Here is a 13,472-nt window from a genome sequence, read left to right as displayed (position 1 = left end):
TGGAATTCCTTATGCGTTCTGGCGCACGATGCGCCATCGCAACGGGCATCGCCATCAGAAAAGAGGAAATATGCGCTGGGAAGGCAACGAACAATCGGACAACGTCGAAGACCGACGCAACTCGGGCGGCGGCGGTGGGGGCGGTTTCGGATTCGGCGGGCGCAGTGTCGGCATCGGTACGGTGGCGGTCGCGCTGGTGGCGGGCTGGATCTTCGGCATCAACCCACTGACCATGCTGAGTCTGCTCAGCGGTGGCGGCGGCGCGGTTTCGCAGGTGCAGCAGGGGCCGGCGCAAAAGCCGCCGGCCGACGACCGCGAGGCGGCTTTTGTCTCGACCGTGCTGCGCAATACAGAAGTGGTGTGGAGCGGCATCTTCAAGGCCGCCGGCGGCACCTACCAGCCGACGCGGTTGGTGCTGTTCCGGGGCTCCTACGCCACCGCCTGCGGCACCGGTCAGGCGGCGATGGGGCCTTTCTATTGTCCGGGCGACAAGAAGGTCTACATCGACCTGAGCTTCTACGACACCTTGCGCGACCGGCTCGGCGCACCCGGAGAATTCGCCCAGGCCTACGTCATCGCCCACGAGGTCGGCCACCACGTACAGGACGAACTCGGCATCACCGCCAAGGTCGACGGCATGCGCGGACGCCTGAGCGAGCGCCAGCAGAACGCGATGAGCGTGCGGGTGGAACTGCAGGCCGACTGCTTCGCCGGCGTCTGGGCGCACCACTCGCAGGAATCCAAGAAGTGGCTCGACCCGGGCGATATCGCCTCGGCCATGAACGCCGCGCAAAAGATCGGCGACGACGCCCTGCAGCGTTCGGCCGGCCGGCAGGTGGTGCCCGACAGCTTCACCCACGGCACGAGCGAACAACGCCAGCGCTGGTTCGGCCAGGGTTACCAGAACGGCGACGTCAAGGGCTGCGACACCTTCTCCGCGCGCAATCTGTAGACCCGGTCGCCGGCGTCCGTCCGGGACGCGGGAGATGTTGCACAAAACCGCCGTTCTCGCGGGTTTTGCGCGATTTACGCGCAGGGTGCGACAATCGCGGGCTGCATGACGACATCTTTTTCAGAACTGAAGCTGGCCCAGCCGCTGGCACGAGCCGTGGCCGATATGGGCTACGAGCACATGACACCCATCCAGGCACAGGCGATCCCCGTGGTGCTTGAGGGGCGCGACGTGATGGGCGCGGCGCAGACCGGCACCGGCAAGACGGCGGCTTTCTCGCTGCCGCTGCTGCAGCGGCTGATGAAGCACGAGAACGCGTCGACCTCGCCGGCGCGGCACCCGGTGCGCGCGCTGGTGTTGTTGCCCACTCGTGAACTCGCCGACCAGGTCGCGCAGCAGATCAAGCTCTACAGCAAGCACACCCAGATGCGCTGCGCGGTGGTCTTCGGCGGCATGGACATGAAGCCGCAGACGGCCGAGCTCAAGAAGGGCGTCGAAGTGCTGGTGGCTACGCCCGGCCGGCTGCTCGACCATATCGAAGCCAAGAACGCGGTGCTCAACCAGGTCGAGTACGTGGTGCTCGACGAGGCCGACCGCATGCTGGACATCGGCTTTCTGCCCGACCTGCAGCGCATCCTCTCCTACCTGCCCAAGCAGCGCACCACGCTGCTGTTCTCGGCCACCTTCTCGCCTGAGATCAAGCGCCTGGCGTCGAGCTATCTGCAGGATCCGGTCACGATTGAGGTGGCGCGCTCCAATGCGACGGCATCCACCGTAGAACAGCATTTCTACAGCGTCAACGAAGACGACAAGCGCCGCGCCCTGCACCAGGTGCTGCGCCAGCGTGGCATTCGCCAGGCCTTCGTCTTCGTCAACAGCAAGCTCGGTTGCGCGCGGCTGGCGCGCTCGCTCGAACGCGAAGGTTTGCGCACCGCAGCCCTGCACGGCGACAAGAGCCAGGACGAGCGACTGAAGGCGCTCGACGCCTTCAAGAAGGGTGAGGTCGACCTGCTCGTGTGTACCGACGTCGCGGCCCGTGGCCTCGACATCAAGGACGTGCCGGCGGTCTTCAACTTCGACGTGCCGTTCAACGCCGAAGACTACGTCCACCGTATCGGCCGTACCGGTCGCGCCGGGGCGTCGGGTCTGGCGGTGAGCTTCGTGGGCCTCGACAGCCGCAACGACGCTCGCCTGGCGTCGGACATCGAAAAGCTCATCGCCAAGAAGATGGAGCTCGAGCCTTTCGAGTTCGAGGAAGAGCGTCCGCGCGGCCGCTTCAACGACGGCCGTCGCCTGTACCAGCAGGACGGTGCGGTCGACGAATCCGACGGTCAGCGCGCCCAGCCGGAACGCCCGCGCCCGCGCAGTTCGGGCCCCGCGCGCGACCCGTTCTTCGACCGTCCTTACGAGTCCGCCGGCGACACCCCGGAGCCGGCCTGGGAAGCCAAGGCCGCCGCTCCGGTGCGCGGCCATTCGGCCAACATCAAGCCCAAGCGCAAGGTCGCGATGCTGTTCCGTCCGATCCCGGCACCGGTCGCGGCACCTGCCCCGGAAACAGCGGACACCGAGCCCGAGCGTTTCTAGGAATCGAGGCTGCTAGCCCTCGCCGGGTGCTTGCGATTGTTCGCAGTGCACCTGCAGGATTTCGTTGGCGGCCGCGGTCGAGCCCAGGCGCACCGCGCTCAGGCAGCCACCCCACACGCAGCCCGTGTCCAGCCCCAGCAGGCCAGGGCGTTCCAGCAGTCCCAGTTGCGACCAGTGGCCGAAGGCCACGGTCACGCCTGCGGTGCGTCGCCCGGGCACCTCGAACCACGGCACCAGGCCGTCCGGCGCGTTTTCCGGCGCGTCGCTGCTGCCGAAATCCATCACGCCCTGCGCCGAGCAGAAACGCAGCCGGGTCAGTGCGTTGACCACCACCCGCAGTCGATCGGCGCCGCGCAGCGCATCGTTCCATGCCGCCGGCTCGTTGCCGTACATCGTCGACATGAACGTCGGCAGGTCGGGTCCGCGCAGCACGGCCTCCACTTCGCCTGCGAGCGACTCGACGGCGTCCGCGTCCCACTGGGGCAGCACGCCGGCATGGACCATGAGGATGTCCTGCTCGCCATAACGCACCCGATCGGCCAGGCGCAGGTGGCGGAGCCAGTCGGTCAGTGCCGGCAGGTCTGGCGCCGCCAGCAAATCGCCGAGCGTGTCGCGCCGACCGGGCTTGCGCACGCCGTGGATGACGGCGAGCAGGTGCAGGTCGTGATTGCCGAGCAGGCAACGGGCCGAATCGCCCAGCGCGGCCAGGCGGCGCAGCGTGGCGGTGGAGTCGGGCCCCCGGTTCACCAGGTCGCCCAGCACATGCAGCGTGTCGCGACTCGGCGAGAAATCGGCCTGCTCCAGCAGCCGCGCCAGGGGAGCGTCGCAGCCCTGCAGATCGCCCATCAGGTAAATTGCCATTCCCTCATTGTCTACGGCCCTTCATGGATTTCCTGCTCATCGCCCTGCTGACCCTGCTCAATGGCGTCTTCGCCATGTCCGAGCTGGCTCTGGCATCCAGCCGCAAGGCGCGTCTGAACGCGATGGCGGAGGCGGGCGACAAGGGCGCGCAGGCAGCGCTGGCACTGCTGGCGCAGCCGACCCGCTTCCTGTCGGCGGTGCAGGTCGGCATCACCTCGATCGGCATGCTCAATGGCATTCTGGGGGAGGCCGCGTTCAGCGACGACGTGGCCGTGCTGCTGCGCGGTGTCGGCATGCCCCAGCAGGCCTCGGAATTCGTGGCGACCGCGCTGGTCGTGACCATCATCACCTTCGTCACCATCGTCTTCGGCGAACTGGTGCCCAAGCGCATCGGCCAGCTGCACCCGGAGCCGGTGGCGCGCTGGGTGTCGCGGCCGATGCAGTGGGTGGCGCGCATCGCCAGTCCGTTCGTGCGGCTGCTGTCGATGAGCACCCAGGCCGTGCTGAAGCTGCTGCGCATCGACAACGACGCCGGGCGTGCGGTGACCGAAGAAGAGATCGTCGCCAGCCTCGAGGAAGGGCTGGACGCCGGCGTCATCGAGCACCAGGAGCACCGCATGGTGCAGAACGTGTTCCACCTCGACGACCGCCCGCTGACCTCGCTCATGGTGCCGCGTGGCGACATCGACTGGCTCGACGCGGCCAGCACCGCCGCCGACGGCCTGCAGCGCGCAGCCACCGGGCGGGCGCATTCGTGGTATCCGGTATGCCGGGGTTCGCTCGACGACGTGGTGGGTGTCGTGAGCCTGGCGCGCCTGCTCGAATTGGGACCGGACGCAGCGGGAACCCTCGACGCTTATGTATTGCCGGCGACATTTCTTCCGGAAACGCTTTCAGGCATGGAATTGCTGGAACAGTTTCGCGCGCAATCTGGCCGGATGATTTTCGTCGTCGACGAATATGGCGTGGTTCAAGGCCTGATGACGCCACGCGACTTGCTCGAAGCCATCACCGGAGAACTGCAACCGGGTGCCGATACCGAGGCATGGGCGGTTCAGCGCGCCGATGGATCCTGGTTGCTCGACGGATTGATGCCGGTCGGCGAACTCAAATCGCGCCTCGATATTCGAGAGCTGCCCCAGGAAGACCGCGGCCTATACAACACTCTGGCCGGCCTGCTCTTATCGGAGTCGGGCCATCTGCCGGAAGTGGGCGAACTGATTCCCTGCGCCTCGTGGATATTTGAGGTGGTGGACCTCGACGGCCGGCGCATCGACAAGGTTTTGGCCATGCCGGCCGAGACGCTGACTCCGGATAATCCCGAGGTTTCGAGCGGTTTGTAAAAATAATCGTACGTAGTCCGGAAGACGATGGCGGCGTGCATATAATCGCGCCACCAACCATCTGCGGAATCGCTATGACCACCTATAAAGAACTCCTGAAGCAGCGTGAAGCGCTCGAAGCCCAAATCAGCGATGCACGCCAACGTGAGCTGTCGGATGCGGTTACTCGCGTTCGCGGCCTGATCGAAGAATTCGGTCTTACTGCTGCCGATGTATTTCCGCCGGCCCGCGGCCGCGGTGTTTCTTCTGCCAAGGGTGGCAAGGTCGCGGCCAAATATCGCGATCCGGCCACCGGCGCCACCTGGACCGGCCGCGGCAAGGCGCCGAAGTGGATCGCCGATCAGGACCGCACTCAATTCGCCATCTGATCTGATTGGCGCCGGGCCACGATTTCAATCCGGCTCGATTTTCCGATCCACCTGAACCCACCGGCCCGTGCCGGTTCGGGTCGGTCGGCCAAAACCCCGCAGTGCCTTGGTGCTGCGGGGTTTTTTCTTGGACGCGCCACGCGCTGGCGCAGGGTCCGGCGTCAGAAAAATCCGGGTGGTAACCCCAGGTTGCGACAACTCTTCGGGGTGCTGACAGAATGAGTTCGCCGTCTTCCCCCCTGAAGGAGCTTCCATGGCTGTCAAAGCCCCCCACGATTTCTCCCAAACGATCCAGTCCTTTCAAACTGCTTCCGGTGTCAAGGGCAAATTCCATTCGCTCCCCGCACTCGCCAAGCAGTTTCCCAATATTGCACACTTGCCGGTATCGATACGAATCGTTCTCGAATCGGTGCTTCGTAACTGCGACGGACGAAAGATCACCAATGAACACGTGGCGCAATTGGCCGGATGGCAGCCTTCAGCCAACCGGACGGAGGAAATTCCATTTGTGGTAGCGCGGGTGGTTCTGCAGGATTTCACCGGAGTTCCCTTGCTGGCGGATCTGGCCGCAATGCGCAGCACCGCAGCTCGACTCGGAAAAAATCCCGAAAGAATCGAGCCACTGGTTCCGGTCGATCTGGTGGTGGACCATTCGGTCATGGTGGATTACTACGGTACGCCGCAAGCCCTCGACCTCAACATGAAGCTCGAATTTCAGCGCAACCGCGAGCGCTACGAATTCATGAAATGGGGCATGCAGGCTTTCGATACCTTCGGCGTCGTACCGCCGGGCTTCGGAATCGTCCATCAGGTCAACCTCGAATATCTGGCGCGCGGTGTGCACAAATCCGCCGACGATATTTATTATTTCGATAGCCTCGTTGGAACCGATAGTCACACCACCATGGTCAACGGAATCGGCGTGGTGGCCTGGGGTGTCGGCGGAATCGAGGCGGAGGCCGCCATGCTGGGCCAACCGGTTTATTTTCTGACGCCCGATGTCGTGGGTTTCGAATTGACCGGTCGCCTGCGCGAAGGCGTTACCGCGACTGACCTGGTGCTGACCGTCACGGAAATACTGCGAAAACACAAAGTCGTCGGCAAATTCGTCGAGTTTTTCGGCGAAGGCACCACCACGCTGCCGGTGCCGGATCGCGCCACCATCGGCAACATGGCGCCCGAGTACGGCGCCACCATGGGTTTCTTTCCGGTCGACGACAAGACGGTCGACTATTTCCGTGGCACCGGCCGTACCGATGCGGAAGTCGAAGCGTTCGAAGCCTATTTTCGCGCGCAGGGTCTGTTCGGCGTTCCCAAGGCGGGCGACATCAACTATTCGCAGGTTGTCAAGCTCGACCTGGGCGATGTGACGCCGAGCCTGGCCGGCCCCAAGCGCCCGCAGGACCGCATCGAGATCGGCAACGTGGCCAACCAGTTCCGCAGCCTGTTCAGCAAGCCGATCGGCGAAAACGGGTTCAACCGCCCGGCCGATCTGCTGCTGACACGGCAACTGGTGCATCACGCGGGGGAAGAGCCGTCCGACAAGGTGCCGACGACACCGCCCACCGAACCCGGTGCCGCGCGCCTGTTGATGGAGATGGACGGCAACAAGCCGACGCTTGCGGCGGCGCAGTCGGAAGCGCCACCAGACGATGGCCACGATGCGACCGGCATCACCATTGGCAACGGCGACGTGCTGATCGCGGCCATCACCAGCTGCACCAACACCTCCAACCCGAGCGTGATGCTGGCCGCCGGCCTGCTCGCCAAGAAGGCGGTGGAAGCGGGCCTGTCGGTGCAGCCGCACATCAAGACCTCGCTGGCACCGGGATCGCGCATCGTCACCGAATACCTCACCAAGACGGGCCTCCTGCCTTATCTGGAGAAGCTCGGATTCGCGCTCGCGGGCTACGGCTGCACCACCTGCATCGGCAACGCCGGTGATCTGGCGCCGGAGATCAACGAAGCCATCACCCGCAGCGACCTGGTCTGCGCGGCGGTGCTCTCGGGCAACCGCAATTTCGAGGCACGGATCCATCCCAACCTCAAGGCCAACTTTCTGGCCAGCCCGCCGCTGGTGGTGGCCTATGCGATCGCCGGCTCGGTGCTGCGCGACCTCATGACCGAGCCGGTCGGCAAGGGCAAGGGCGGGCGTGACGTGTTCCTGGGCGACATCTGGCCGAGCAGCGACGAGATCCACGCGTTGATGAAGTTCGCCATGAACGGCGATGCCTTCCGGGCCAACTACGGGCGGGTGAAGTCCGAGCCCGGCGAGCTCTGGGGCAAGATCCACGGCGTTTCGGGCCAGACCTACACCTGGCCGGCCAGCACGTACATCGCGCAGCCGCCGTTCTTCGACGCCTTCGAACTCGACGCCTCCGCCCAGAAGAACGCGCCGAGTTCGCGCGTCGAGGGTGCGCGGGTGATGGCGCTCTTCGGCGACTCGATCACCACCGACCACATCTCGCCGGCGGGCTCCATCAAGGCCAGTTCGCCGGCCGGCGCCTGGCTGCAGGAGAACGGCGTCAGCAAGGTCGACTTCAACAGCTACGGCGCGCGCCGCGGCAACCACGACGTGATGGTGCGCGGCACCTTCGCCAACGTGCGCATCAAGAACCTGATGATTCCGGCCACGGCCGACGGTTCGCGGGAGGAGGGCGGCGTGACCCTTTACCAGGGAGAGGGTCAGGACAAGGGCAAGAAGATGTCGATCTTCGACGCCGCCACGCGCTACATGGCGGCCGGTCAGCCGACGGTGGTGTTCGCCGGCGAGGAATACGGCACCGGCTCGTCGCGCGACTGGGCCGCCAAGGGCACGCAGTTGCTCGGCATCAAGGCGGTGGTGGCGCGCAGCTTCGAGCGCATTCACCGGTCCAACCTGGTGGGCATGGGCGTGCTGCCGCTGCAGTTCGCCGCGGGTGAGTCGTGGCAGGAGCTCGGACTCCAGGGTGACGAGACGATCGACATCATGGCCGACCCCGATCTCAAGCCGCAAAGCAAGGCGACCCTGGTGGTGACGCGGCCCGACGGCAAGCGCAGCGAGACGCGGCTGATCCTGCGCATCGACACGCCGGTGGAAGTGGACTACTACCGGGCCGGCGGCATCCTGCCCTACGTGCTGCGCCAGCTGCTGCAGGCGGCCTGACGGCGGGCGCAATTCCCTGGGGAGCCCTGTGGTCCCCGGGGGTTTATGACGCTACCGGTAAACTGCGGCGCCTGTAAGAATAATTCTTGTTCATCACATTCGCCGCCGCTGTGCCAGCCCGTCAAACCGTGTCCGCCGTACCTCTTTCCGCAGCGTCCGACGCCGCCGTCTCGCCAGCTTCGGCGGCACCCTTGTCCCTCGACCGGCTGGCGCTGCATGCCCCTGCCACCGTCTTGGAATTGCGCAGCCTGGGGCAGCCCGACGACAACGAACGCATCCTGCGGCTGACCGAGATCGGCTTCGTGCCGGGCGAGCCGGTGCGGGTCATCGCCCATGGGTTTCCGGGCCGCGAACCGATCGCCGTGCGCATCGGCCGCAGCACCTTCGCGCTGCGCGCCCACGAGGCGGCGCTGGTGAAGGTGGCACTGGCATGAGCGCACATGCTTCCTCCCTGCGCGTGGCCCTGCTGGGCAACCCCAACTGCGGCAAGACCGCGCTGTTCAACCTGCTCACCGGCAGCCGCCAGAAGGTCGCCAACTACGCTGGCGTCACGGTGGAGCGCAAGGTCGGCCTGCTGCGCACGCCGTCGGGGCGGCGCATCGAGGTGCTCGACCTGCCCGGCGCCTACAGCCTCAACGCGCTGTCGGCCGACGAGGCCGTCACCCGCGACATCGTCACCGGCCGCCGCCCCGGCGAGCCGCTACCCGATCTGCTGGTGTGCGTCACCGACGCCACCAACCTGCGCCTGAACCTGCGCCTGGTGCTGGAAGCGCGACGCCTCGGCCTGCCGATGGTGATGGCGCTCAACATGACCGACATGGCGCGCGAGCAGGGTGTCACTGTCGACATCCCGGCCCTGTCGCGCGAGCTCGGCATGCCGGTCATCGAGACGGTGGGCGTGCGCGGCGACGGCGCGACCGGCCTGGTCGAACTGCTCACCGACTACCTCCCCGCGCCCGATGCAGACGCCGCGCGCCCTGCCGACTGGGTCGCGCCCAAGCTCTCCGACGTGCTCGACACCCAGCAGGAGGTGCGCCGCATCCTGGCCGCCTCGGTGGTCGAGCCGGTGCTGCGTCTGGCGCGTGACGACAAGATCGACCGCCTGGTGCTGCACCCGGTATGGGGCATGGTCATCCTGACGGTGCTGCTGTTCTTCATGTTCCAGGCGGTGTTCAGCTGGGCCGAGGTGCCCATGGGCATGATCGAGACGGCCACCGGCGCCGTCGGCGAATTCATCCAGGCGCACCTGCCCGACGGCATCCTGCGCAGCCTGCTGGTCGACGGCATCGTCGCCGGTGTCGGCGGCGTGCTGGTGTTTCTGCCGCAGATCCTGATCCTGTTCTTCTTCATCCTCGCGCTCGAGGATTCCGGCTACCTGCCGCGCGCGGCCTTCCTGCTCGACCGGCTGATGTCGACGGTGGGGCTGTCGGGCCGCTCGTTCATTCCGCTGCTGTCGAGCTTCGCCTGCGCGATTCCCGGCGTGATGGCGGCCCGCACCATCACCAACTGGCGCGACCGGCTGGTGACCATCATGATCGCGCCGCTCATGACCTGTTCGGCGCGGCTGCCGGTGTATGCCCTGCTGATCGCCGCCTTCATTCCGCAGCGCCAGGTGGCGGGCATCCTTAACCTGCAGGGCCTGGTGCTGTTCGGCCTGTACCTCGGCGGCATCGTCTCGGCCATGGGCGTGGCCTGGGTCTTCAAGTGGCTGCGCGGCACGCATGCCGAGTCGCCGCTGATGATGGAGCTGCCGTCGTACCGCTGGCCCAACGCCCGACAGCTGGCCATCGGCCTGTGGGAGCGGGCGCGCATCTTCCTGAAGCGCGTTGGCACCATGATCCTGGCGCTGACCGTGCTGCTCTGGTTCTTCTCCACCTTTCCCGGCCCGCCTGAGGGCGCGAGCGGCCCGGCGATCCAGTACAGCCTGGCCGGCATGATCGGCAGGGCGCTCGAGGTCATCTTCGCGCCCATCGGCTTCAACTGGCAGATCTCGATCGCGCTGGTGCCGGGCCTGGCGGCGCGGGAAGTCGCGGTCGGCGCGCTCGGCACGGTCTACGCCATGTCGGCGACCGGTGACGAGGCCGCGGCCGAGCTGCAGCCCTTGATCGCGTCGACCTGGTCGATGGCCACCGCCATTTCGCTGCTGGTCTGGTATGTGTTCGCGCCGATGTGCCTGTCGACCCTGGCCACGGTCAAGCGGGAAACCAACTCCTGGCGCTACGCGGCCATCATGGCCGCCTACCTGTTCGCGCTGGCCTACGGCGCGAGCTTTGTCGCCTACCGCATCACGCTGGCGCTGAGCGGAGGCTGATTCACCATGTGGCAGCAGGCGCTGGTATTCGTGATCGTGGCGGTCGCCTTTGTCTGGGCGGCGTGGTACTGGATGCCAGCCGCCTGGCGACGCTCGCTCGCGCAGGCGATCGGCCGTGGAGGGCGGCGCGCCGGCCTGGCACCCGCCGGCGCCGAACGCATCGTGCGGGCGGTGGCCGACGCCCCGGGCTGCGGATCGTGCGAGAGCTGCGGCAGTTGCGCCACGCCGGGCAAACCGGCGAAGCCAGCGCAAGGCCTGCCCGACGACGGCGTACGCCCGGTGACGGTCCACCCCCGACACTGAGCGCGGCGGCGACGCGATCGCGCCGAACTGGCCGCCTGGGCGATGCGCATCGCCGTTGCCGCGTTATAGACTCATGCAGCCCGGGCCATTCAGCCGGACCTGTCAGCGAGAAAACATCCGGATGAATCACGCCCCCGCCCGTGGCGCCACACCTCCGTCGGCCGCGTCGTCGCCGTCGCCCTCCCGGCTCGGGCACCGGCTGCCGGGCGCGGTCCTGTTTCGATGGTGCCCTGCCGATGGCGGGCGAGGCCGCTTCGTCGAGATCGGCGAGAGCCTTTTCACCGTTTTCGCCTTATCTCCCGCCGATGCCCTGGCCTCACCACGCCGCTGGGGGCGCCGGGTCCACCCTGCCGACCGTACAGCCCTGAGCCAGGCCATCCGCCAGTCGGCCGTCAGCGGCGAACCCATCGCGATCTCCTTGCGCATGCGCCATGCCGACGGCGCCCTGCACGACATGCGGCTGCAGGCTGGCCCGGTCGCGTCGTCCGGCGATTGGGAAGGCGTGGTGGTCGACCTCGGCCCCGGTGCCGGCGAAGCGCGGTCGTTGGCCGAAGAGGCGGCCTGGCAGGACGTACTGGGCCGCCTGCCGTTCAGCGTGACCCTGTTCGATGCCTCGCTGCGCATCCGTTTCATCAACGACGCCCATGCCCGCTGGTACGGCCTGCCGGTGCGCGAACTCATCGGCCGTTCGCTGCTCGATGTCGTCGGGCCAGAGCGTTATGCGCGCCTGCTGCCGCGCATGCAGGCGGCACTGGCCGGCGATGCCTGCGTGTTCGAGAACCAGGTCTCGCGCGACGGCATCGTCCACTGGCGCTACAACTCGATGGTGCCGGAGCGCGGCGCCGACGGCAGCGTGCGCGGCGTGATGTCCATCGCCATCGACGACAGCGAACGTCGCCGTGCCGAGATCGCCCTGGCGCAGAAGCAGGCCGAGCTGCGCGGCCTGTTCGAAGCCATTCCCGACCTGGTCTTCTACCGTGACGCCGAAGGCATCTATCGTGCCTGCAACCGCGCCTTCGAATCGTTCTACGGCCTGCGACCGGGCGAAATGGTGGGCCGCGGCCTCGACCAGCTCTACGACCCCGACACTGCCGAGCGATCGCGTGCCGAAGACATCGCGGCCATGCGTACCGAGCAAGCTTATCGTGGTGAGGAAACCTTGCGCGGCGCCGGACGCAGCGGTGTGTTCGACATCGTCAAGTCGCCGTTTCGCGATGGCCTGGGCAAGGTCGCCGGCCTGATCGGCATCGCGCGCGACGTCACCGACCGCAAGCGTGCCGAATACGAGGTGGAGCGTCTGGCTTTCTACGACAGCCTCACCGGCCTGCCCAACCGGCGCCTGTTGCTGACGCGGCTGAAGACGGCGCTGGCCGAGGCCGGCCAGCTCGGCCACCACGGCGCGGTGCTGTTCCTGGACATCGATCATTTCAAGAATCTCAACGACACCCTGGGCCACGCGGTGGGCGACCAATTGCTGCAACAGGTCGCTGGCCGCCTGGTGGAGCGCGCCGCGCCCGGCCGCAGTGCCGCGCGATTCGGCGGCGACGAGTTCGTGCTGGTGTGCGAGAACCTCGGCGGCGATGTCGACCAGGCGCTGGCCGAGGCGCGGCGTATCGCGGCGGAGCTGATGACGCAGCTGCACCTGCCGTTTGCCGTCGGCGAGCGGCAGCACCATGCCAGCGCCAGCATCGGCGTGGCGCCGTTTGGCGGCGGGCTCCTGTCGGCCGAAGAACTGCTCAAGCGGGCCGACCTCGCGGTGCACCAGGCCAAGGCGGCCGGCCGCAACACGGTGCGATTCTTCGATCCGGAGATGGAGGAGCGGCTGCGCGAACGCTCGGTGCTGGAGGCCGACTTGCGTGCCGGCCTGGGTCGCGAGGAGCTGCGGCTGCATTACCAGCCGGTGGTCGACGGCGACGGGCGCGTGCTGGGCGCCGAAGCGCTGGTCCGCTGGCAGCATCCCACACGCGGGTTGGTGCCGCCGCTGGCCTTCATCCCGATGGCCGAGGAGAGCGGGCTGATCCTGCCGCTCGGCCAGTGGGTGCTGCGCCAGGCCTGCGAACAACTGGTGCTGTGGGGCCGCCGCCCGGCGACGCGCCAGCTCACGATCGCCATCAACCTGAGCGCGCGACAGTTCCGCCATCCGGATTTCGTCGACCAGGTCGAGGCCGTGCTGGAGACCACCGGCGCCAACGCCGGGCGCTTGAAATTCGAGCTGACCGAAACCCTGCTGTTCCACGATGTCGAGGACATCCTGGGCAAGATGGGCCGGCTGCGAGCGCGCGGCGTGGGTTTTTCGCTGGACGATTTCGGCACCGGCTATTCGTCGCTGAGCTATGTGAAACGGCTGCCGCTGGACCAGCTCAAGATCGACCAGTCCTTCGTGCGCGACGTGCTGACCGACCCCAATGACGCGGCCATCGTGCGCACAACGCTCACGCTCGCCTTGAGCCTGGGGCTCGATATCGTGGCCGAGGGCGTGGAGACGCACGGCCAGCTGGACTTTCTGCGGCAACACGGCTGCCGGGCGTTCCAGGGTTATCTCTTCGGCCGACCGCTGCCCATCGCCGAGATGGAGCGGCAGCACGGACTGCTCGGGTGAGGGTGC

The 13,472-nt window shown here is 66.9% G+C and carries 10 protein-coding genes; 9 read left to right on the top strand and 1 reads right to left on the bottom strand.

What is annotated here, in order from left to right; translation table 11 throughout:
* The first annotated feature begins 70 nt into the window (after positions 1-70).
* Positions 71-952 (top strand): KPN_02809 family neutral zinc metallopeptidase, encoded by an 882-nt coding sequence (locus tag R9X41_RS18085; RefSeq protein WP_318631827.1) that lies wholly within the window; start codon positions 71-73, stop codon positions 950-952.
* Between the two features lie 105 nt (positions 953-1,057).
* Positions 1,058-2,536, top strand: coding sequence for a DEAD/DEAH box helicase (locus R9X41_RS18080; protein WP_318631826.1), 1,479 nt, complete (start codon positions 1,058-1,060; stop codon positions 2,534-2,536).
* Between the two features lie 12 nt (positions 2,537-2,548).
* Here the strand turns inward: R9X41_RS18080 and R9X41_RS18075 are convergent, their stop codons facing one another.
* Entirely contained in the window at positions 2,549-3,397 is an 849-nt protein-coding gene (locus R9X41_RS18075) for a symmetrical bis(5'-nucleosyl)-tetraphosphatase (RefSeq protein ID WP_318631825.1), read from the bottom strand.
* 23 nt (positions 3,398-3,420) lie between these two features.
* On the opposite strand from R9X41_RS18075, the gene R9X41_RS18070 reads away from it, so the two are divergent.
* The 7 genes from R9X41_RS18070 to R9X41_RS18040 all read left to right on the top strand — a co-directional run bounded on the left by R9X41_RS18070 (position 3,421) and on the right by R9X41_RS18040 (position 13,466).
* Complete coding sequence (locus R9X41_RS18070) at positions 3,421-4,740, top strand: hemolysin family protein (protein ID WP_318635268.1); 1,320 nt, start codon at positions 3,421-3,423, stop codon at positions 4,738-4,740.
* A gap of 74 nt (positions 4,741-4,814) precedes the next feature.
* Complete coding sequence (locus tag R9X41_RS18065) at positions 4,815-5,108, top strand: H-NS histone family protein (RefSeq protein ID WP_318631824.1); 294 nt, start codon at positions 4,815-4,817, stop codon at positions 5,106-5,108.
* Positions 5,109-5,361: 253 nt separating this feature from the next.
* A complete protein-coding gene (locus tag R9X41_RS18060) occupies positions 5,362-8,253 on the top strand; it encodes an aconitate hydratase (protein ID WP_318631823.1) in 2,892 nt (963 codons plus the stop codon).
* 128 nt (positions 8,254-8,381) lie between these two features.
* Positions 8,382-8,687 carry a FeoA family protein gene (locus R9X41_RS18055; protein ID WP_318631822.1) on the top strand — a complete coding sequence of 102 codons (306 nt, stop codon included), beginning with the start codon at positions 8,382-8,384 and terminating at the stop codon, positions 8,685-8,687.
* Positions 8,684-10,564 carry a ferrous iron transporter B gene (feoB, locus tag R9X41_RS18050; RefSeq protein ID WP_318631821.1) on the top strand — a complete coding sequence of 627 codons (1,881 nt, stop codon included), beginning with the start codon at positions 8,684-8,686 and terminating at the stop codon, positions 10,562-10,564. Before R9X41_RS18055 ends, feoB begins: the two co-directional genes overlap by 4 nt.
* Positions 10,565-10,570: 6 nt before the next feature.
* Positions 10,571-10,867 carry a hypothetical protein gene (locus R9X41_RS18045; protein ID WP_318631820.1) on the top strand — a complete coding sequence of 99 codons (297 nt, stop codon included), beginning with the start codon at positions 10,571-10,573 and terminating at the stop codon, positions 10,865-10,867.
* Positions 10,868-10,988: 121 nt separating this feature from the next.
* Positions 10,989-13,466, top strand: coding sequence for a bifunctional diguanylate cyclase/phosphodiesterase (locus R9X41_RS18040; RefSeq protein ID WP_318631819.1), 2,478 nt, complete (start codon positions 10,989-10,991; stop codon positions 13,464-13,466).
* Positions 13,467-13,472: the final 6 nt, after the last annotated feature.

The organism is Xylophilus sp. GOD-11R (genome assembly GCF_033546935.1).
In the GTDB taxonomy this organism is placed as follows: Bacteria; Pseudomonadota; Gammaproteobacteria; order Burkholderiales; family Burkholderiaceae_C; genus Xylophilus.
The sequence above is the reverse complement of the archived record's forward strand: the minus strand, read 5'-3'. Positions and strand labels throughout refer to the sequence as shown.

What these genes read in the sequence shown, in the direction of transcription:
- R9X41_RS18075 (WP_318631825.1), bottom strand. Translation starts at nt 3,397, where the DNA reads ATGGCAATTTACCTGATGGGCGATCTGCAGGGCTGCGACGCTCCCCTG.
- R9X41_RS18085 (WP_318631827.1), top strand. Translation starts at nt 71, where the DNA reads ATGCGCTGGGAAGGCAACGAACAATCGGACAACGTCGAAGACCGACGC.
- R9X41_RS18065 (WP_318631824.1), top strand. Translation starts at nt 4,815, where the DNA reads ATGACCACCTATAAAGAACTCCTGAAGCAGCGTGAAGCGCTCGAAGCC.
- R9X41_RS18040 (WP_318631819.1), top strand. Translation starts at nt 10,989, where the DNA reads ATGAATCACGCCCCCGCCCGTGGCGCCACACCTCCGTCGGCCGCGTCG.
- R9X41_RS18045 (WP_318631820.1), top strand. Translation starts at nt 10,571, where the DNA reads ATGTGGCAGCAGGCGCTGGTATTCGTGATCGTGGCGGTCGCCTTTGTC.
- R9X41_RS18080 (WP_318631826.1), top strand. Translation starts at nt 1,058, where the DNA reads ATGACGACATCTTTTTCAGAACTGAAGCTGGCCCAGCCGCTGGCACGA.
- feoB (WP_318631821.1), top strand. Translation starts at nt 8,684, where the DNA reads ATGAGCGCACATGCTTCCTCCCTGCGCGTGGCCCTGCTGGGCAACCCC.
- R9X41_RS18060 (WP_318631823.1), top strand. Translation starts at nt 5,362, where the DNA reads ATGGCTGTCAAAGCCCCCCACGATTTCTCCCAAACGATCCAGTCCTTT.
- R9X41_RS18070 (WP_318635268.1), top strand. Translation starts at nt 3,421, where the DNA reads ATGGATTTCCTGCTCATCGCCCTGCTGACCCTGCTCAATGGCGTCTTC.